This is a genomic window from Paraburkholderia eburnea, from assembly GCF_002917095.1.
Lineage (GTDB): Bacteria > Pseudomonadota > Gammaproteobacteria > Burkholderiales > Burkholderiaceae > Paraburkholderia > Paraburkholderia eburnea.
On the sequence record NZ_PQGA01000003.1, the window covers coordinates 157,411 to 176,356 of the forward strand.

The 18,946-nt window shown below is 65.7% G+C and carries 14 protein-coding genes; 5 read left to right on the plus strand and 9 right to left on the minus strand.

Going from position 1 to position 18,946, the window contains the following annotated elements; genetic code table 11:
• Nucleotides 1-113 precede the first annotated feature (113 nt).
• On the plus strand, nucleotides 114-536 hold the full coding sequence (locus B0G62_RS08760) for a YfiM family lipoprotein (protein ID WP_103703803.1): 423 nt from the start codon (nucleotides 114-116) through the stop codon (nucleotides 534-536).
• Between the two features lie 310 nt (nucleotides 537-846).
• Here the strand turns inward: B0G62_RS08760 and B0G62_RS08765 are convergent, their stop codons facing one another.
• Nucleotides 847-3,357, minus strand: a complete 2,511-nt coding sequence (locus B0G62_RS08765; RefSeq protein WP_103703804.1) for a penicillin-binding protein 1A — start codon at nucleotides 3,355-3,357, stop codon at nucleotides 847-849.
• Between the two features lie 647 nt (nucleotides 3,358-4,004).
• On the opposite strand from B0G62_RS08765, the gene B0G62_RS08770 reads away from it, so the two are divergent.
• The 4 genes from B0G62_RS08770 (at nucleotide 4,005) to B0G62_RS08785 (ending at nucleotide 8,480) form a co-directional block, all read left to right on the plus strand.
• On the plus strand, nucleotides 4,005-4,571 hold the full coding sequence (locus tag B0G62_RS08770) for a plasmid mobilization protein (RefSeq protein ID WP_103703805.1): 567 nt from the start codon (nucleotides 4,005-4,007) through the stop codon (nucleotides 4,569-4,571).
• A 356-nt stretch (nucleotides 4,572-4,927) separates the two neighbouring features.
• Nucleotides 4,928-5,608: a PspA/IM30 family protein gene (locus B0G62_RS08775; protein ID WP_103703806.1), complete on the plus strand. Its 681-nt coding sequence runs from the start codon at nucleotides 4,928-4,930 to the stop codon at nucleotides 5,606-5,608.
• A gap of 108 nt (nucleotides 5,609-5,716) precedes the next feature.
• Nucleotides 5,717-6,907 (plus strand): tetratricopeptide repeat protein, encoded by a 1,191-nt coding sequence (locus tag B0G62_RS08780; RefSeq protein WP_103703807.1) that lies wholly within the window; start codon nucleotides 5,717-5,719, stop codon nucleotides 6,905-6,907.
• 94 nt (nucleotides 6,908-7,001) lie between these two features.
• Complete coding sequence (locus B0G62_RS08785) at nucleotides 7,002-8,480, plus strand: flavin-containing monooxygenase (RefSeq protein WP_103703808.1); 1,479 nt, start codon at nucleotides 7,002-7,004, stop codon at nucleotides 8,478-8,480.
• Between the two features lie 7 nt (nucleotides 8,481-8,487).
• Here the strand turns inward: B0G62_RS08785 and B0G62_RS08790 are convergent, their stop codons facing one another.
• The 8 genes from B0G62_RS08790 to B0G62_RS08825 form a co-directional block, all read right to left on the minus strand.
• Entirely contained in the window at nucleotides 8,488-9,210 is a 723-nt protein-coding gene (locus B0G62_RS08790; protein WP_244193159.1) for a class I SAM-dependent methyltransferase, read from the minus strand.
• A 354-nt stretch (nucleotides 9,211-9,564) separates the two neighbouring features.
• A complete protein-coding gene (locus B0G62_RS08795; RefSeq protein WP_103703810.1) occupies nucleotides 9,565-10,365 on the minus strand; it encodes a hypothetical protein in 801 nt (266 codons plus the stop codon).
• A 247-nt stretch (nucleotides 10,366-10,612) separates the two neighbouring features.
• Nucleotides 10,613-11,257, minus strand: coding sequence for a hypothetical protein (locus tag B0G62_RS08800; RefSeq protein WP_103703811.1), 645 nt, complete (start codon nucleotides 11,255-11,257; stop codon nucleotides 10,613-10,615).
• Between the two features lie 19 nt (nucleotides 11,258-11,276).
• The gene (locus B0G62_RS08805; RefSeq protein WP_244193160.1) at nucleotides 11,277-12,338 is read right to left on the minus strand and encodes a hypothetical protein; all 1,062 of its coding nucleotides are present in this window, start codon (nucleotides 12,336-12,338) and stop codon (nucleotides 11,277-11,279) included.
• 62 nt (nucleotides 12,339-12,400) lie between these two features.
• Nucleotides 12,401-13,045 (minus strand): type VI secretion system lipoprotein TssJ, encoded by a 645-nt coding sequence (gene tssJ, locus B0G62_RS08810; protein ID WP_407671121.1) that lies wholly within the window; start codon nucleotides 13,043-13,045, stop codon nucleotides 12,401-12,403.
• Nucleotides 13,046-13,068: 23 nt separating this feature from the next.
• Entirely contained in the window at nucleotides 13,069-14,097 is a 1,029-nt protein-coding gene (gene tssG / locus B0G62_RS08815) for a type VI secretion system baseplate subunit TssG (protein WP_103704104.1), read from the minus strand.
• Between the two features lie 68 nt (nucleotides 14,098-14,165).
• Complete coding sequence (gene tssF, locus B0G62_RS08820; RefSeq protein WP_103703812.1) at nucleotides 14,166-15,989, minus strand: type VI secretion system baseplate subunit TssF; 1,824 nt, start codon at nucleotides 15,987-15,989, stop codon at nucleotides 14,166-14,168.
• Between the two features lie 58 nt (nucleotides 15,990-16,047).
• On the minus strand, nucleotides 16,048-18,822 hold the full coding sequence (locus tag B0G62_RS08825; RefSeq protein WP_244193161.1) for an ImcF-related family protein: 2,775 nt from the start codon (nucleotides 18,820-18,822) through the stop codon (nucleotides 16,048-16,050).
• Between the last annotated feature and the right edge of the window lie 124 nt (nucleotides 18,823-18,946).

Genomic DNA, 18,946 nt, shown 5'->3' on the forward strand with positions numbered 1-18,946 from the left:
ATCGCAAATCGAGGGTAAGGCAATCTAATTAATTCGGATTCCTTTATATAACTCGATCATTTTTATCGAGAGAGAGCGCAATAATCAACCTCGGCAATGCCGACCCGTCGATCATGGCAATCGTGCTAAAAAGCGGCCTCTGCGCCGCACTGCTGCTTATGGCCAGCGCCGCGGCGCATGCGGACTTCGACTGCTCCGGTTCGCACGGCGGCTTTCGCATACAGACCTCAGACAGTTGGGTCGGCACGGACAAGCTGGAGCACTTCGGTGTCTCGGCGCCGTTCGGCGCGCTCGGCGGGTGGTTGATGCGCGACACCGATCATCCGGTGATTTACGGCGGCCTGCTAGGCACCGTGCCGGGTCTGATAAAGGAAACCATCGACGGCACCTGCCGCACCGATGGTTTCTCGTACAAGGATCTGTTCGCCGATGCGCTGGGCGCGTTCACCGGCGCATGGCTCGCACATTGGGCGCTCACCTATTCGAGCAGCGTGCACGGCAAAACCGTCGGAGTCCGATACGACAATACTTTCTGATGCGAACTGCCTCATCGCCGCTTCGCACTGACAAGCGCTTTCGGATCAGATAGTTAGCTTCGCTCTCCCAAGGTTACCCACAGGGCTGCCAACAAAATCTGTTGATAAGCCTGGCGCTTGCGCAGGGCTTCGTTGTCCACAGTTTTTGTGGACCTGCCTGTGGAAAAGCCCTGGGCAACCTACCCAAGTACTTGTCGCAAAAGGAAATCGGCGCCGCAAAACAAAACACGGCACACCGTTGCCGGTGCGCCGTGTTCAGGTTATTCGTTTACCGCAATCGTCCGGGCTGCCAGGCAGCCCGAACCATCCGTCAAGGCTTGTTCGTTTCGAACAGATCCATGATCTGCTGTTTCTCGCTCGACGTCACGCTGGGCGGCGTCATCCCGCCCGGCCCCATGGTGCCGGTCGCGCCGCTGGCGTCGCTCGCCGCACCCGCCGGCACGCCCGAGTCCATGCCGATCGCCGAAACGAAGCCCGCACCCGGCGTCGCATCCGAGTAGTAAAGCTCGCCGCCGATCGTCGTGATGCCGGCCGGCATGGGCGGCTCTTCCTGCGGGATGCTGCGCAGCGCCTTGCCCATATACTCCACCCAGATGGGCAGCGCGAGCTGCGCGCCGAACTCGCGGCTACCGAGGCTCTTCGGCTGGTCGTAGCCCATCCACGCCACCGCGACCAGATTGCGCTGATAGCCCGCGAACCAGCCGTCGTGCGCATCGTTGGTCGTGCCGGTCTTGCCCTGCAGGTCGTCACGGTGCAGCACGTTGGTGCCCGCACCCGTACCCGCCGTCGCCACCGAATGCAGCAGGCTGTTCATGATGTAGGCGTTGCGCGGCGTCAGCGTCTGCGGCGCATTCTGGCCCGCGACCAGCGGCTGTGCGCGCGAAACCGGCTGACCGTGCGCGTCGTCCACTTCAGCAATCAGATACGGATTGATGCGATAGCCGCCGTTGGCGAACACGCTGTACGCGCCAGCCGACTGCAGCGGCGTGACGAGGCCCGCGCCCAGCGCCATCGGCAGGTACGGCGGCGTCTTGTCCGCGTCGAAGCCGAAGCGTTGCGTCACGTAGTCCTGTGCGTACTTCGTGCCGATGTACGACAGGATGCGGATCGACACGAGGTTCTTCGACTTCTGCAGCGCGAGGCGCATCGGCATCGGACCATCGGGCTGGTCGTCGTCCTTCGGCTCCCAGGCGTCGCCGCCTGGCGTGCTGGGCGGGAAGTACAGCGGCGCGTCGTTGATGATGGTCGCCGGTCCCAGGCCCTTTTCGAGCGAAGCCGAATAGATGAACGGCTTGAAGCTCGAACCGGGCTGGCGCCACGCCTGGGTCACGTGGTTGAACTTGTTCTTGTTGAAGTCGAAGCCGCCGATCAGCGCGCGGATCGCGCCGTCCTGCGGCGTGAGCGACACCAGCGCGCCTTCGACCTGCGGCAACTGCGTGATCAGCCAGTTGCTCTTGTCGTCGGCGATCAGGCGCACGATCGAACCCGGGCGGATCTTCAGCGCAGCCGAGGCGCGCGTCGACAGACCCGCCGCCGCGAAGCGCAGGCCCTCGCCCGTGATGTTGACCGAGGTGCCGTCGAGCAGTTGCGCCGTGACCGACTTCGGACCCGCTTCCGTGACCACGGCCGACACGAGATCGCCGTTGTCGGGGTGATCGGTAAGCGCATCGTCGATCGCCTGATCGCGGTCGTCGCCCGCGGGCGGCAGTTGCACGAAGCCTTCCGGACCGCGATAGCCGTGACGGCGCTCGTAGTCCATCACGCCCTTGCGCACGGCGGCGTAGGCCGCGTTCTGGTCGGCCGAATCGATGGTCGTCATGACCGTCAGGCCGCGCGTATAGGTTTCGTCCTTGTACTGCGCGTACATCATCTGACGCACCATTTCCGCGACGTACTCCGCGTGCACGCTGTACTCGGTGCCGGCGGTGCGCGTGCGCAGCGGCTCCTTCACGGCATCGTCGTACTGCGCCTGGGTGATGTAGCCCAGATCGAGCATGCGCTTGAGGATGTATTGCTGACGGATCTTCGCGCGCTTCGGATTGACGATCGGGTTATACGCCGACGGCGCCTTGGGCAGGCCCGCGAGCATCGCCGCTTCGGCGAGCGTGATGTCCTTGAGGTCCTTGCCGAAGTACACCCGCGCCGCCGCCGAGAAACCATAGGCGCGCTGCCCCAGATAGATCTGGTTCATGTACAGCTCGAGGATCTGGTCCTTCGTGAGCGCGCGCTCGATCTTGTAGGCGAGCAGCATTTCGTAGATCTTGCGCGTATAGGTCTTCTCGCTCGAAAGGAAGAAGTTACGCGCGACCTGCATCGTGATCGTGCTCGCGCCCTGCGACGCGCCGCCGTGCATCAGGTCGGCCACGCCCGCCCGCAGGATGCCGACGAAGTCCACGCCGCCGTGCTCGTAGAAGCGGTAGTCCTCGATGGCGAGGACGGCCTTCTTCTGCACGTCGGGGATGTCCTGGAAGCGCACGAGCTGGCGACGCTCGTCGCCGAACTCGCCGATCATCACGTGATCGGCGGTATAGATGCGCAGCGGCACCTTCGGCTGATAGTTGGTGAGCGCGTCGAGCGAGGGCAACTGCGGCCCCATGACGACGAGCGCATAGCCGACGATCAGCGCACCCACCACGCAGAGCGTGGCAATCAGGCCGGCGAACCAGATCGCGATCGACGCGCCGATGGAACGCCTGCGCGGGCGCTCGCCGCGCGAACCTGGGCGTGAATCGTCGTTACGCTGCTGGCGTGCGTTGTTGAAGGAAGGTTCCCGATCGTCGTTCGGGTATTGCGGTGAAGGCGGTCGTTTGATGATAGGCATGACTGGAATGATTGGCGCGTCTGGTACTGCGCCCCGGCTGCGCGCATCGAAGCGCGCATAGATCTGATCATGGCGTCATGGCGCCAATGCGGCGTGGACGGCATCGCACCCCGAGTGCGGTGCCGCGGCGCGACCGGCAACGCCCCCGTCCGGTCACGCGGCGCGTGGGTAAGACGCGCCGTCGCGTGGTCACTCTTTCAGCAACCTTTCGAGCAAAGCCCTTAAAAGCGGCATCCGCGCGAAATGTAACAGCGCATTCTAAATAAATCGCGCGCCGACGGTCGCGCTTTTTTTGTAAGAGTTTCCTGGATTCGGCCTTGGGGGCGTCGACGATCCGGTTTCATGACGGCACCTTGCGCGATCTAAGGCGTTCTGCGGAGAAAATATCGAGCCGGCTCCCGACTCGATTCCGTAATGCGCGGTCATTATGCTTATGCACGATACATTGTTGCTTGAGCCGTCCGGTCTGCACGCGCATCTTTGCGTTGCGCGGCGCGCGTCTCGTCTTATGATGGATAGGTTGCCGCACCCCCTGCTCGCCTCGCCTGCTTCGCGTTGCCGGGGAGCGGGCGCCAGGTGCGTTTCGTAGCCAGATTCGACGCCGATTTCAAAGCCGCTTTCAAAACCGATTGCCCGGCAAGCCGATCATGAACAAGCCCAGCGAACGCATCGTCGTCTTCGTCACGCCCGCCCAGAAGCGTGCGATTTCCGCCACGGCCGACGAACTCGGCATCAGCGTCAGCGAGCTGATGCGCCGCGCCGTGATCGCCTTCAGCGCGACGAGCGATCAGGTGAAGGCCGCAAGCATCGTCGACCGGCTGAACGCGCGGCGCGAACCCGATGCGCTCGCCCAGGTGCTACGCAAGGCGGCAAAACCGCTGCGCGCCGGGCGCGGTGGCGTGCGCCCGGTCGCTCAAGCGCAGGAGGACGCCGCCGGCGAAGCCCATCGCGTAACGTCCGCCGATGAGCCGCAAGAAGAGCCCGCACTCGATCAAGCCGAGCGTGAAATGGCGCAGACGGTCGCGCGCCTGGCTGCTGAAGCGGCGCAACCGCAAACTGATGCGCGGAATTCACATTCTGATAGTCCGCCTATGCGCGAAGGCGCTCCCCTGCCGCCGCTCAGCAATGCGCCGTTCGCGCGCACGCAGCGCCTGCACGGCGACGAAGATGCATCGGACGGCGATCCCGCGCCCGATGGCGGAAAATTCGCCTGACGCCGGACCTATGGGTACCTTATACGTACCTTTAAGTCCCTTTTAAGAGACCCCTGGTGTAATATCCGCGAGCATTGCGGGCAGCCCGGACGGTCGATACGCTGACGTAAGGTTTGTCCGCACGGGCATTGCGGGCGACGCAATCGCGCGCTGCAAGAGATTTTGGGTCACGCGCCACCTGATCTCTATTGCAATTACCCGAAGCGCCCCGATTTTCGCGCTGCATGCGCAGCCCGCACAAAGCGGCGTAAGCTGAATGCTGAACGTGAAAGCGAATCGCACTCGGCAAGCGCAGCGCGGCATGTACGCACGCACTGAGGCCCCAGGGGCCGATTTCATTACACCGGAGGAATTCCATGTCGCTTTTCGACTCCATCTCCCGCACGGTCAAGGGTCTCCTGAACGACGCGGCCGATTCCGTGCAGGACCCGTCGCGCGACGCGCGCCAGATCGTGCGCGAACTCGACGACAGCATCGCCAAGGCCGAAAACTCGCTGGTCGAGATTCAGGCTCAGGTCGCGATGCAGCAAAGCAAGCGCGATGTGGCCGCCGACAAGGCGAAGAAGTACGAGGACGGCGCGAAGCGCGCCCTGCAATCGGGCGACGAAGCGCTCGCCCGCGAAGCGCTCGGCGCGCAGTCGACGGCCGAAGCCGAACGCGATGCGCTCGCCGCTGAACTTGCCAAGCTCGAGCCGTCGGTCGATCAGCTCAAGCAGCAGATCGACGACATGCGCTCGCGCCGCAACGACCTGAACGCGCGCTCGAACATCCTGCAGGCGAAGCAGCAGATCGCCCAGGCCAAGGACGTTGCGGCCACGGCGCTCGGCGGTATCGGCGGCAAGAATCTTGCGCAGGACTTCCAGAAGCTCGAAGACAAGGTGAACCTGTCGAACGCGCGCTCGGACGCCCGGCTCAATTCGGCGGACGCTTCCAGCGGCAAGGCGCTCGAAGACAAGCTCGCCGCGCTCAACAAGGGCCCATCGGTGGACGACCGCCTCGAAGCCCTGAAAAAGCAGCTCAATACGCCGGCGCAGTAATGCGCCGTGCGTGACGGATGCGGCGCGGCAGTTCAGTAGTCCGGGCGCCCCACCGCATCCACGTAACGTATGTCATGGAGACGGGCGACAAGCCGCCCGGCCTGCAACATGAAAAAGTTTCTTGTCGCTGTTTTCGCATCGCTCGCCCTCGTGAGCGGCGCGGCGTTCGCCGTGCCGAGCGTTCAGCAGATCGAATCCGCGATGTCGCAAGGCGACTGGCAACGCGCGGACTCGGGCCTGACCCAGGTTCTGCAGGCGCACCCCGACAATGCCCGCGCGCACTATCTGTACGCGCAGGTGCTCAACCGCGAAGGCCGCTACGCCGACGCGCTCACCCAGGTCGAGCAGGCAAAATCGCTCGATCCGCAGATCCGCTTCACGCAGCCGCAGCGTTTTGCGCAAGTCGAAGCGAAGATCCGTTCCGACGCCACGCGCGCGGGCGCCACGAACACAACCCGCACGAGCAACCCGTTCGCGCAGCAGACCCAGTCGGCCGCGCCCGCCGCCGTGGCGACCGCCGCCGCGCCGCAGCGGCACGGCCCCGGCATGGGTATGTGGATCGGCATCGCGATTGTCGTGATCGGCATTGCGCTGGTGCTGCGCTGGACGCTGCGCCGCGCGAAGTCAAACGACGATGCCCGCGCCGGCGACGACCGCCGCGACCAGCTCAAGCGCGCGACCGACCTGCTCAACGCGGTGCGCTCGCTCAAGCTCGACGTGAAGCTTTCGACGCTGCCCGGCCACGAAGCCCTCGAAAAGGATGTCGACGCGTTCGAAACGCAGTTGCGCAGCGTGGTCGAAAAGCTCTCGGGCAGCACGAGCCCGGTGGCGCCCTATGAGATCGAAGATCTCGAGCGCCAGTTCGCAAGCCTCAAGGCGCGCGCCGAAGGCCGCCCTGATCCGAACGCGCAAGCCGCCGCGCCCGCGGGTTCGTACGGCGGCGACTCGCCCTACGCGCGCGAGGCCGATGCGGCCTTCGGCCGTCAGCCGCAATATCCGCCCCAGTATCCGCCGCAACAGCAGCCGCCCCAGGTCATCGTCCAGCAAGGCGGTGGCGGTATGGGTGGCATGGGTGGTTTGCTGACCGGCGTGTTGCTCGGCGAAGCGCTTAACTCAGGCCGCGACCGCGTGGTCGAGCGCGACGTGATCGTCGATCGCGACGATGGCCGCCGCCGTGACGGCAACAACGATGGCGGTGTCGACTACGGCCAGGGTTCCAACGACTGGGACGAGGGTTCGGGCGGCGGCGGCGTCGATATGGGCAGCAACGACAGTTCCTCGGACGACTGGAACTCCTGAGCGTAGCCGGATCTGGCCAGACGGGCTCCTTCGCGGAGCCCGTTTTGCTTGGATGCTCGCCTGGTTAAGCAAGACTATTTCGAATCAGACTGATATGGCCACTCACGCGGGCACGCCGCGCATCGCGATCGTCGGCAGCGGCTTTTCCGGCATCGGCATGGCGATCCAGTTGCGGCGCATGGGGATCGAATCATTCACGATCTACGAGGCGGCCGCGAGCCTTGGCGGCACATGGCGCGACAATGCCTATCCCGGCGCCGCCTGCGATGTTCCTTCGCACCTCTATTCATTTTCCTTCGAGCCTAATCCCGACTGGACGCGCACCTACGCGCCGCAAAGCGAGATCCTCGCTTACCTGGAACGTTGCGCGCGCAAGTACGATGTCGAGCGCTTCATCACGTGGCGCTCGCGCGTGAGCGCGGCGCGTTTCGACGCGGCGCGTGGCGTCTGGAGCATCGACGTCGAGGGCGACGGTGTCACGCAGACCGTCGAGGCCGATCTGCTGATCGCCGCCAACGGCCCGCTCTCGCGCCCCGCCCTGCCCGCCATCGAGGGGCTGGAGCGCTTTGCAGGCAAGCTCTTTCATTCGGCGCGCTGGGATCATGACTACGCACTCGAAGGCAAACGCGTGGCCGTGATAGGCACGGGCGCGAGCGCTATCCAGTTCGTGCCGCGCATCCAGCCGCGCGTCACGCAGCTCACCGTATTCCAGCGCACCCCGCCGTGGATCATGCCGCGCCGCGACCGCGCGATCGAGGCGCGCCGCCGCTGGATGTACCGGCATATCCCGTTCGCGCAGCGCCTCGCACGCGCCGCGATCTACTGGCAGCTCGAATCGCGGGCTCTGGGTTTCGTGGTCGATCAGCGCCTGCTCGCCGCGCCGATGAAGTTCGCGCGCAACTATCTCGCGCACAAGGTCAAGGATGCCGCGCTGCGCGCGAAGCTCGCGCCCGACTATGCGCTTGGTTGCAAGCGCGTGCTGCTGTCGAGCGACTATCTGCCTGCGCTGACGCAACCGAACGTCGCCCTGCTCACCGATCCGATCCGCGAAGTCGTGACCGACGGTATCGTCACCGCCGACGGCCTGCACCACGCCTTCGACGCCATCGTCTGCGGCACGGGTTTCCAGGTCAACGACGTGGAGGCGCCGTTTCGCGTGAGCGGTCTGAACGGCGCCGATCTCGGCGAGGCCTGGCGTCGCGACGGACCTGAGGCGTATTTGGGCACGAGTGTGGCGGGGTTTCCGAATCTGTTCTTCGTGATCGGACCGAACACGGGCCTCGGCCACAACTCAATGATTTACATGATCGAGTCGCAGATCCGCTATATCGCCGCCTGCATCCGCGAACTGCAGCGCCGCGGCGCGCGCACGATGAGCGTGCGGCCCGCTGTGCAGCGCGCCTTCAACGACAGGTTGCAGGCGCAACTGCAACGCACGGTCTGGACCTCGGGCTGCCACAGCTATTACCAGACGCGCAGCGGCAAGGTCACGTCGCTGTGGCCTGGTTTCACCTTCACGTTTCGCCGCAAGACGAGGCGCGTGCGCGCGGGCGATTACGAGTTCGGACGCTGACCGTGCATTAGCCGCGCACCGGCTTGCCCACGAATACCCGCGTTTCGTAAGCGAAGTTCACGCGCCCGGCCTGCTGTGTGGCGTCGAATAGTTCGCGCAACGCCGCGAGCATCGGCTCGTAACGCGGGTCGCCGGGCTTGGGCGCGTAGGAGGACGAAGCCAGCCGCCCGCGCAACCCATCGAAATCGAGCAGCTGCGCGTTCGGGAACACGGTCTTCTGGGCGAAGCCGTTGCCGAACCATTCGGCCATGGCGTCGTCGGTGGGATAGCTTTCGGCGACGCTCGCGTAGTCTTCGGAAAAGCGCTGCAGCAGGGCTTCAAAGCCCTCCAGAAATGCCGATCCCTTGAGCAGGCGGCTATTCCAGAACAACACGATCTTGCCGCGCGGCTTGAGAATGCGCGCGAATTCACGCCGGGCGCCCGCCTTGTCGAACCAGTGGAAAGCCTGCGCGGCGCTCACGAGATCCACGCTCGCGTCGGGCAAGGTGGTGGCTTCGGCCGTGCCGGCCACGCTGCGGTAGCCCGGATAGTCCGCGAGGAAACGGTCGGCCGCCTCGCGCATCGCCGCGTTCGGCTCGACGGCCACGACCGGATGCCCGGCGTCCAGAAAGAGCCGGGACGAAATGCCCGTGCCCGCGCCGATATCCGCGACGCTCGCGCCGGGCGCCACGCCGCATTCGACATGAACGAAGGTCGCGACTTCGCGCGGATAGGTCGGACGGTACTTCACGTAGTCTGCGACCAAATCAGTGAACCGATCATAGTTCACGGTACCACACCCCTTGCCACAAGGCTTTGCGGCCCGCGTGCAGGAAAAAGGGCATTCCCCACGCGCCCACAAACATCGTTCCCCCACGTTTCCCCTCACACTGCGGTGCAGAAGAAACGGCCATTCCCCTCGCTGGAGAATGGCTCGCATATTAAACAGGTGTTCTGTAAAACTTTCAAGATGGGGGCAGTCGCGGGTTACGCTGACAAGTCACGTGTTCACGAAAAGCGCATACAAGCCATCTGTTCACGCTGCGACGCACACAATCACGGCAAGGCTGGCGGATTTCCCCACGGCTTACGATGCCAGGGTCGCTCAGCCGCCATACTTCGCCCGCTTCAACGGGCTCTTCGTGATCCGCAGCCGGAAGCAGAAGGGGCACCACGCGTCCTTGCTCAAGACCATGGCCGGCGTGGTGTCCCAGACGTGGCCCAGGTGGCACTGCCAGGCCAGCTTGACTTTGATGCCAAGGTACACCTCACTCAGACAGCGTCCTCCACGCGCGTGCGCGACCTCCCGCATCCTCTCAATGCCCAGGCGCTTCGACTCGCTCAGGCACTTCATGCACCACGTCCCGCGAAGTATCAGATGGCCACGGGCTTTCCACTCATGCCCTTTCGCACAGCGAAACCGGTACTTCTCGTCCAGCGTCCCATAGGCTTCGGCCAGACATACCCCGCCCTGCGCCACAGCCGCCGCCCTCAGACGCTCCAGTCCATCGGCCAGGCGGCGCAGCTCGCCACGGCGTTGTACCGCACAGATAGCGCACCAGACGCCCGCCAGAACCCTGGCACCCTCGCTGTTCCATCGGTGCCCCTGCGCGCACTCCCACGTGTATCCGGCGCTGACGCCGTCATAGGCCGTGGCAAGGCACCTTCCACCACGGGCCGCCGCCGCAGCGTGCAGGCGCTCCAGCCCGTCCGCGCGCAGAAGCCGCTCCGAGCGCGACTGCACCATACACTGCGGGCAACCGGTCCCGTCCACGACGCGCTGCCCGCGCGTCTCCCACCGATGGCCCCTGGAGCAGGTAAAGCCGTATCGCTCGTTCGCGCCACGGTATTCGCCCTCGACAACAAAGCCACGTCGCGCCACGGTGTCGAAAAAACGCTGCGCCACTTCTTCCCTCGCACACTCCACGCAGATCGGCGTACCGTGCAGCAGGACATCCCCCGACGGGTGAATTCGTGTCCCTTCGGACAGGCCAGGTGATAGACGGGGGTATGGCCTTTCCATTGCGTCGAAAGCAGCCTCAGACCGCGCTCAATCGCGGCGCGTCGAAGGCGATGCAGCGCCGTTTCATCGTTCGTCATGGACTTTCACCGCCTCCCATTCTTTCCCGCCTCCCGACCCGGGCATCCCGCTCTCACTTCTTCAGGAAGTCCGCAGCCGGAACGAAATGCCATCGCTCCGACTCGGGGTCGAACAGTGCCAGTTCATCGCACAACGACGCATCACAAGCCGTCACTTCAATCGTCCCCAGCGCACGCTTCACGGCGGACTCCACCCTCGACACCTCCCAGGAGCGAGTTGCCCGCACTGTCTCGCGCCACGCAAAAAGCCCCGCACGCTCGTGTACGTCATCGAGCCATCTGGATGCAGCCGCATCCACCTCGAACGAAGCTGGCAGTTCTGCCCCGTGCGGTACATGAAGCCGGACCGGCTTCGTGATTGTGGCGAGGCTCAGGTCGGGCTGCAAGATGATCCTGCGCTCATGCACGGGCCAGCAGGTACGCACATCGACCATCAGGCACTGCGTATCCGCGTTATAAAACAGCTTCCGGTTGAACCTTCCAGCCCATTCGGGCCTGTAACCCGACCGTCCTGCCTTTGCAAACTGTGTCGCGTCGATCCACGCCGTCACGGGATTGGCATAGCCGCCAATGGTCCTGCCGTCCACCGCCATATGGCCAGATACATCGAACTGGCCGTCGTCGGTGGGACGCGCAAGGACCAGCAGGGGAAATTCGGAGAAGTACGGACGCACGGCATCATGCTGTGTGTTCTTCATGGTCACTGTTCACCCGGATTCACCCCTCGAAATCGTATTTCAGCCGCTTGCCGCGCTTCTTCGACCGTTCGAGGTTCGCGCACAGCGGGCACCAGCCCCCCCCCCGGATGATGACAGCCGGTCTGGTGGACCATGCATGCCCGCGCTCACAGCGCCATTGCAGTTTCGTCCGGGTATCGACGTACTCTGACGATACGCATTCGCCACCGTGGCTGCGCGCCAGGGCCTGCATCTCCTGGATCGAGTGCTTCAGGCTGTCCCAGTAACACTCCCGGCACCACTTGCCATACCAGACCTGGTTCGCCCTCGCTTCCCATCCGTGCCCGTGCGCGCAACGGAATGGATAGTGGCTCTTTGCGCCGGTGTAGGTCGTTGCCAGGCACGTGCCACCGTGCTGCCGCGCGGCCTCCTGCAACCGTTGCAGGCCGTCGCGGTAAAACTGGCGGGCGCCTGTCTTCGCCCCGATCACCTTCTTCTTGCACCCCGGGCACCACTGGCCACGAACGATTTCCGCGCCCTGCGCGCTCCAGCGGTGCCCCAGAGCACATTCGAACGGGTAGTACCCGCTCCCCCCGGTGTATTCCGTGGTCAGACACCGCCCGCCCTTCTCCCGTGCGGCGACCTGGAGCCGCTCCAGCCCGTCCGCCCGGAGATGACGCCGTGCCATACGTTCGTTCCGGCAACCCGGGCACCAGTAACCTCCGGCGATCTTGCCGCCCTGCGCCTCCCACTCATGGCCCTTTGCGCAGCGCAGCCGGTAGCGCTTCTCCAGCCCCGTGAACGTGCCCTCGACCAGTTCACCGCCACGGCGGGCGAGCGTGGCCATCCAGCGATCCCGGATTGCGTCGGCCTCGCAGTGCCGGCAAACCGGTATCCCGTAGGTCACCGCCACAGCCTGCCGCTCCTGCAGGTGGCCGTTCGGACATTCGAAGGCATAACGTGCGTGATACCCGTTCCAGGTGCGCGCCAGGCACCGCCAGCCGAGTTCACTGGCCCGCCGGATGAGTTTCACCAGCGAAGGGGACATCGGCGCAGCCGCGCCGACCTCAGGGCGCCGCGCGTACTCTGGCACGGCATTCATGAATGGCCCCGCCATCGGGTTGCCATTGATATGGACTCCAGATCAATCATTTCCCGCTCCTTTCACCCGGTCTTCTGGCTGCCGGCCTGCGCCCCTGTCGGACCCACGGGTTTCGGGCCTGACGGCAAACCCTGCTGCGGCGCCTGACGCGTGACCGGCTGTGGATCGGCACCGATCACCACCAGTTCGCGACCGCTCACCGCGATCTTGACCGGGTCGGTCTTTTTCCACTGCTTCTTCGGAATCGCAAGCTTCCAGTCCGCGTCCTGCGACGGCTCGCGGAAGAACGCCACCACACCGACATATTGCGCATCGGCGTTCATCGGCTCGGCCACGCTCGCGCTCGCGCCTGGCCGCAGCACCACGTCCTTCGTGGCCAGCAGATCCGCCTTCAGGAGTGCCAGGTCATCCGTCTGCAGCTGCACATAGGTCAGTTGCGCAAAGGTCTTCGCGTCCTTCAGCTGGTAGAACCTCACCACCGTGGACAGCGGCTGGCCGCTGGCCGCTTCGTTGACCGCCTCACGGGCCGCGAGATCCACATTCATGGTCTTGACCTGCGTCGTAAAGGCCCATTTCGCCGCGTTCACCGTGCTGTCTCCCACCGCCTGCCCGACTCCGCAGCCAGCGGTCAGCGCTGTCGCCAGCGCTGCGACCGCCAGCGTCGCTAATCTCGCCCTGCGTTTCATCGATCCGTTCATCCACGTCATGTTCATGGGCTGCGTCCTGTCGTTCATGTGGCGTGCGCCGGCCCGTTCCAGCGGCCAAGCTGGACGCTGGTCATCCGCGCTGAACCCCGCGCGGCTTCGGGTGCCGCCAGTTGCGCCGTGAAGCCGAGCGTCGTCTGCTGCGGCGACAGCAGCGGCGCGGGCATCAGCTCCGGCCGCACCTGCATCTCAAGGTGCGCCTCGCTTTCGTAGCCCAGGTAGAAGCGCAGCAGCGCCATCACCTCGCGATGCGCCGGCCTGCCGGGCACCAGCGCGAGCACGCCTTCACGCGTCACGGGCGTAAAGGTCACCCGCACCGTATTTGCCCGGTCGTAAAAGCCCCGGCCCAGCAGGCACTGCTCGCCCAGCGGTGCCGCTTCCACCTCATCCAGTTCCCGCCACACCGGGTAGAACTCCTCGACCGTGATCGGGCCGTCCGGCACCGCATGCCGCAGCACCCCCGCCAGCCCTTCGGCCGTGCGGGTTTTCTGCATCGCGAGTCCAAGCATCGACAGCAGCCGGCGTTTGTCGGCAACCGACGCGAGGCTGTGCCGGGCGCTTCGCGATACGGGTTCCTGCGCGCTGTCCGTCGGCGTGAAAGCGGGTGCGCCCCGGCGTGCGGACGTACTGAACCCGAACCCCACGAAGCTGAGCAGGTAGCGCGACACCGGGTCCGTTCCATCGCGCCGGAAGCCCACCGGATAGCGGTACTTGCGCGCGACGCGGTAGAACTGCGTGGCCACGCGATGGTGAAACAGGTCGAGGAACGCCGACAGCGCTTCCGCCCCGTCGCGGTGCTGCGCCACCTCGTCAGCGAAGTACGCGGGCATGCGTGCATCGACGCCGTAGAACCCCAGGAACGTCGTGCGCACGGCGGGCGGCGCGGACGGACTGTCGGCGTCGTACTCCACCGCGTCGATCTCGCGCCCCGGAAACCCCAGTTGCGGGCGCGAGCGGAAGCGCACCGGCTCCCGCGCGGGCGAATCCGTGGTGCCGAGGGGCGGTGCATCGGGCGCGGCCAGTTCGATCAGCTCGCAGAAGCGGATGAAGTTCATCCGCGTGGCGTCACCGAGCAATGCGGGCAGCAGTGGCGGCAGGGTCGCCGCAAGCACGTCCTGGGCGTTCAAAACGGCGCCCCTTCGCCCTGGATTGCCGGCCAGTCGATGCGCCGGCCGGTGGGCTTCGCGACGACCACCAGCTTCGTGTAGAGGTTCGCGGTCGCGTACAGCCCGAGGAAGCGGCTGAGCATGCTGCCGAACAGTTCGAGATCCCCGTCACCCGCGAAGTGCCGGCTGTCGAGCGTCACCGTGATCTCCACGCCCCGCATGAGGCCGCCCTTGACGAGCTTCTGCAGCGGCCGGTGCCGCACGTCGCTGATCGATTCGATACGCTGGCGGTTCACCTCGCCTTCGGTCCAGTCGTAGAGCGACAGCGAGCCGCGCAGGATCTCCGCGTCGAGAAGCGACAGATAGCTGGGCGCGAGATGCGAGAGCACGCGCCACTGGAAACGGTCACCCGTGGGGGGATAGACCGGCAGCGTGGGCGCCGTAAGGTTGCTCACTGCCGCGACGTTCGTAAATCCCCCGCGCATGCGCCGGATGCCCGCCTCGCGCAGCGCCCGGCGGGGCAGCATGCCGTTGGTGCCCGTCACCGACAGCGTCAGCTTCTCCTTCGGCAGCGTATCCGCCCTCTCCCGGGCGTGGCCGCCCAGCACAATCCAGGTGTCGAAGCGACCGGAGGGACCGCGCTGCATGCGCGTGTGGTAGTAGCGCTCGGGCTTTTCGTGACGCAGCATGCCGCCACGATGACGGAACGCCGCGAACGGCACGTATTCGAAGCGCCGGCCGCGTTCCATGCACTGCACCGCATCGACGGAATAGATGTCGATGGGCGAGTCCTGCTGTGCCCCCGTCGTCACGCGGTATTCGTTCTCGTGGGGCGTGACGCTCACCAGGTCGGCCTCCACAGGAAACAGGTTGATGGCGGGCGTGCAGTAGAGCCGCACATTGTCCGCGCCGAAGCGCATGTCGTCCGGGTACGGTCTGTCGAGCACCACCTCGACATCGACCCACGGTGCCGCCGCCGGAATCGCCTGCATGTCGAGCCCGAGCAGATCGAAGAACATGAACTTCTCGGGGAACGTAAAGTACTCCAGCAGCAGCTGGTAGCCGCTGAACGCCTCGTCGGCGTTGGGCCAGAGCCGTTCGCCGGTCGCAAAACCGGCCGGTGTCAGGCGCAGGCCGGGCATGGCCTGGGGCGTTCCCGGCCGGTCCTCGGGCCAGCCCGGCACGCGCACGTGCATCGACACCGGCTTCGCGCTGAGCGCGGCGTAGAGGGCCAAGGCAACGGGCCGGTCGGCATTCAGGTACAGGCGCAGACGCGGCACCTCCAGACGCTCACGCTGCGTCTGGGGCTGGACCGTCAGACGCAGGCGGATGACCGAGTGGCCATCCTCGCGGGCGTAGGCGCCGGCTTCGGTCAACGAGAGCGGATACAGGTCAACGGCCTGTGTGGTGCGGTATACGCATTCGACGTACGCCTCGCCGCCCGTTCCGTTCCCGGCCTGCCCAGACGCGATGGGGTCCGAGGTGGCTTCCAGCCCTGGCTCTACCGTTTCGTGCTTCTGCAGCGCCCCCCGGTCGGGCGTCAGCTCCAGGATCGCCAGCGACGGGATCATGCGCAGGTAGTGCGGCCAGAGCATGCTGACCAGACCCTCGGTCAGCTCCGGCAGCTCATCATCGAGCTTGTGGCGCAGCCGCCCCATCAGAAACGCGAAGCCTTCAAAAAGCCGTTCGACGTGCGGGTCCCCCTCGCCCACGCGGTCAAGTTCCAGTTCACGCGCGCGCTCGGGGAACGCGCGGGCGAACTCCTTCGCGGCCTCGCGCAGGTAGCGCATTTCCGCCTCGTAGTAGCGCAGGATCTCGTTGTCCCTGACTGGATCGGTCATCGTCACTCCTTGATGCGGGCGCTCAACTGTGCGTGGCGCGGGTGGCTGTTCGTGGACATCAGGGCGCAACACCTGCGGGCAGCGACACCGCCGCGTGCTTCGCGGCCAGAATCGCCGCCTTCGGCAGGGGCGGCGGACCCGCCGGCTGGCTCACCGCCTTGACGGCCGGCCCAGGGCTGTCAATGAAGATGCGCGAGGGTAGCGCGAAGCCTCTGAGCGCCAGGAGTTCCAGCGGCCCTTTACCCACGTCGGTACGCAGGATGTAGTGGACCGGGCGCGTGAACTCCGCCGGGGCCGGGGCGAGCGGCCCCTGCGCGTTCAGGGCGTCCTGATCCGTCGCGGTGTCGGCCTTCGCGACCGCCGGCTTCGTTCCTGCTTCCGGCGCGGCCCGCCACGTGAGCTGGTACGTTGCGCTGTCCAGCGGTTCGACCGTGGCCCGTTCGAGCATGCGCACCAGCGCCCAGCGGCCACTGAACTCGAAACTGCGGCTGGTGCCCGCCGTGTCGGTCTGCCATTCGAGCCGGGTGCCCGCCTTCTGGGGCTCGCCCGAGGGCCACGTCATCGTGCTCCACGTCTCCACCTGGTTGTAGTAGTGCAGGGTCTGTCCGTCGAGCGTGAGCAGCGTGTCGGTGATGCCGGGCGTGGGCACGGGCTTGAGTCCGAACACGAACTGCGGTTCGCCCTGCGCCAGCAGGTGCGCGGCAAGCTTGTGCAGCGTGTTGATGGCCTTCAGGAAAGCCGGATCAAAGGCGCGTGAGGTACTGCCCGCGCCCGCACCGCCCGAGACCGGCACCCACTGGTCGCCCTGGAGCTGCAGCGCGCCCGCAAGCTGCGTGGTCAGGAACGCATCGAGGACGCCGCCCTGCGGCTTCAGGAAACGGGCCAGTTCGGGCAGCGAGGCATCGTTCGACGTACTGGCAAACGGATAACGCCCGGCAAACGACTGGTTCCACGCCTCGACAATGCTCTGCCGCCAGGCGTCGTTCAGGCTCGATTCGGCGGGCGCGAGCACCGTGCGCGTGGCCTGCGTGACGGGTTCGACAAAGAGCGTGTTGCCCATGCCGGCCCACTGCTCACCGAGGCTCGCCGCGATGAGCTTCGCGTAGTTCAGGGTATCGGAGAGATCCGAGCCCTTGCCCTGGTACAGCGCCTGCGCAACCTGACGCGCCTGATCGTCGGAATCGGGGCTGTCGCTGATCTGCTGCAGCTTCAGGCGCAGCGTCGTCACGCGTTCGGTGAAGCGCTCCAGGCTCAGGTCGCTCGCGCCAGGCGTGTTGCCGCTGCCCTGTCCGACGAGCCGGAGGACCGGCCCGAAGGATGCCCCCAGCGGTCCGGCCGGATCGGGTTGTGCTGCCTGCGGGGTATCGTCATTTTTGCCGAACAGGTTCTGCGCCTTCGTCACCAGCGCATCGGAGATCGACGCCTGCTGCGCGCCCGCGCCGCCCTGCCAGGCGAGCGACTTCATCAGCGCAATGACGGGAGACTGGCGCGCATCGGCGATGAGCCTGAGCTGCCCCACCGCAGAGGGAAGGGTCGTCGCCGCATCGAGGCGCAGGCTGTTCATGAAATCCTGCCAGTGCTCCCCATAGTCGGCAAAGTACCGCTTGCGCAGGGCCCTGCGCAGTGACTCCGGGGTCTGGGCATCCGGTGCGCCCGGTGCGCCGCCTTGTGCGCTGGCGGTGTTGCCGAGCACCCAGTCGGCGGTGACGCCATTGTGCTTCGCGGCCTCGTCAATCGCGGCCTCGATGGTGCCTTCCCACGCCTGGCGGGTGAAGACGCCGGGCACCGTGGCCGTGGTGCGGAACAGGCCGCGCGTATCCGTGCCGGCGGTCAGCGACGCCAGCGTCTGGTCGGGATACTTGTGGCCCACGGAATCCAGGATGCCCTGGTAGATCGTGTCTTCCGAACTTTTAACCCCTATCATCGCCAGCAGCGTCTGGCGCGCGTTGCCGACCAGATCCTCACGGGGCTGGATGCGCCAGTCGGGATGCGCCTGCAGATGCTGAGTCCAGAAGCCCATCAGCTGCGTGGCGAAATCCAGCTTCTCGCCAGGACGCAGTCCGGTGTCGAGGTTCCAGTGGCGGGCAAGTTCCGGTGCCATGAAGGCCGCATCGACGCGCTGCGGCTCGGCCATCATGAGGTAGGTCTTGAGCGCCTGCTGGCCATCCTGCGCCATCTGGCTGCTCTGGGTGTCGAGCTGCGCAGTCTGCATCTGGCCGAGATCCACGAGCTGACCTTCGATGTCCTGCTGGGTGGGCGCGACAAGCAGCGTGCGTGCCGCACGCGCGTAGGGCGTCCACAACGCGTCGAGCACGGCGCGGTCGTGGTTCAGGCCAAAGCGGGTAAGCAGCGGTGTGTGTTGCTGCACACGTGCCTCGTGCAGGCCGATGCGCTGCTGAAGGGCGAGGAGCGCGCGCAGACGTCCGGGGGTATCGCCCGCGCGGTCGAGCGCCTGCAGGGCCTCCTTCGTGAGCATGACCTCGTGCGCGTTGTTCATGCCCGAGACCAGCATGCCCGCGCTCCACAGGCCGATGGCGGCAAGCGCGATAGCCGACGACACCGTATAGGGATGCGCCAGGGTACGTCGCCCCGGCATGCGGGTGCTCGCCTCGGCCAGATAGCGCCATAGCGGCAGATGGGCGCTGTCCACGCCCGGTGTCAATACGATGTCAGTCGGCAACGGAGCGAAGAAAGCGCCTGCGACCGGCAACGGACGGCGCTGCCAGTCGGTAAGGGCCGCGATCCAGCGTGCAAGCGGCGCGCTGCGGGTATCAAGCCGCTTCGACAGTTCCGAGGCGTAAACGTGGTCGCCGTTATCTGCGAGTTGGTACACGCTCCGGTCGGCCAGCCTGTCGCGCAAATCGATCAGCGCGGTTTCAACGGCCGCAGCATCCAGGCCACGACTGAATTCGCAACCTGTTACAGGCGTGCTGACTCCGTGAACCGGATCGGCCCCT

Bases quoted from the DNA above. Each gene is read 5' to 3' on its own strand.
- B0G62_RS08780 (WP_103703807.1), top strand. From the start codon at position 5,717: ATGAAAAAGTTTCTTGTCGCTGTTTTCGCATCGCTCGCCCTCGTGAGC.
- B0G62_RS08760 (WP_103703803.1), top strand. From the start codon at position 114: ATGGCAATCGTGCTAAAAAGCGGCCTCTGCGCCGCACTGCTGCTTATG.
- tssG (WP_103704104.1), bottom strand. From the start codon at position 14,097: ATGAACTTCATCCGCTTCTGCGAGCTGATCGAACTGGCCGCGCCCGAT.
- tssF (WP_103703812.1), bottom strand. From the start codon at position 15,989: ATGACCGATCCAGTCAGGGACAACGAGATCCTGCGCTACTACGAGGCG.
- B0G62_RS08785 (WP_103703808.1), top strand. From the start codon at position 7,002: ATGGCCACTCACGCGGGCACGCCGCGCATCGCGATCGTCGGCAGCGGC.
- B0G62_RS08800 (WP_103703811.1), bottom strand. From the start codon at position 11,257: ATGAAGAACACACAGCATGATGCCGTGCGTCCGTACTTCTCCGAATTT.
- B0G62_RS08775 (WP_103703806.1), top strand. From the start codon at position 4,928: ATGTCGCTTTTCGACTCCATCTCCCGCACGGTCAAGGGTCTCCTGAAC.
- B0G62_RS08765 (WP_103703804.1), bottom strand. From the start codon at position 3,357: ATGCCTATCATCAAACGACCGCCTTCACCGCAATACCCGAACGACGAT.
- B0G62_RS08805 (WP_244193160.1), bottom strand. From the start codon at position 12,338: ATGAATGCCGTGCCAGAGTACGCGCGGCGCCCTGAGGTCGGCGCGGCT.
- B0G62_RS08770 (WP_103703805.1), top strand. From the start codon at position 4,005: ATGAACAAGCCCAGCGAACGCATCGTCGTCTTCGTCACGCCCGCCCAG.
- tssJ (WP_407671121.1), bottom strand. From the start codon at position 13,045: ATGACGTGGATGAACGGATCGATGAAACGCAGGGCGAGATTAGCGACG.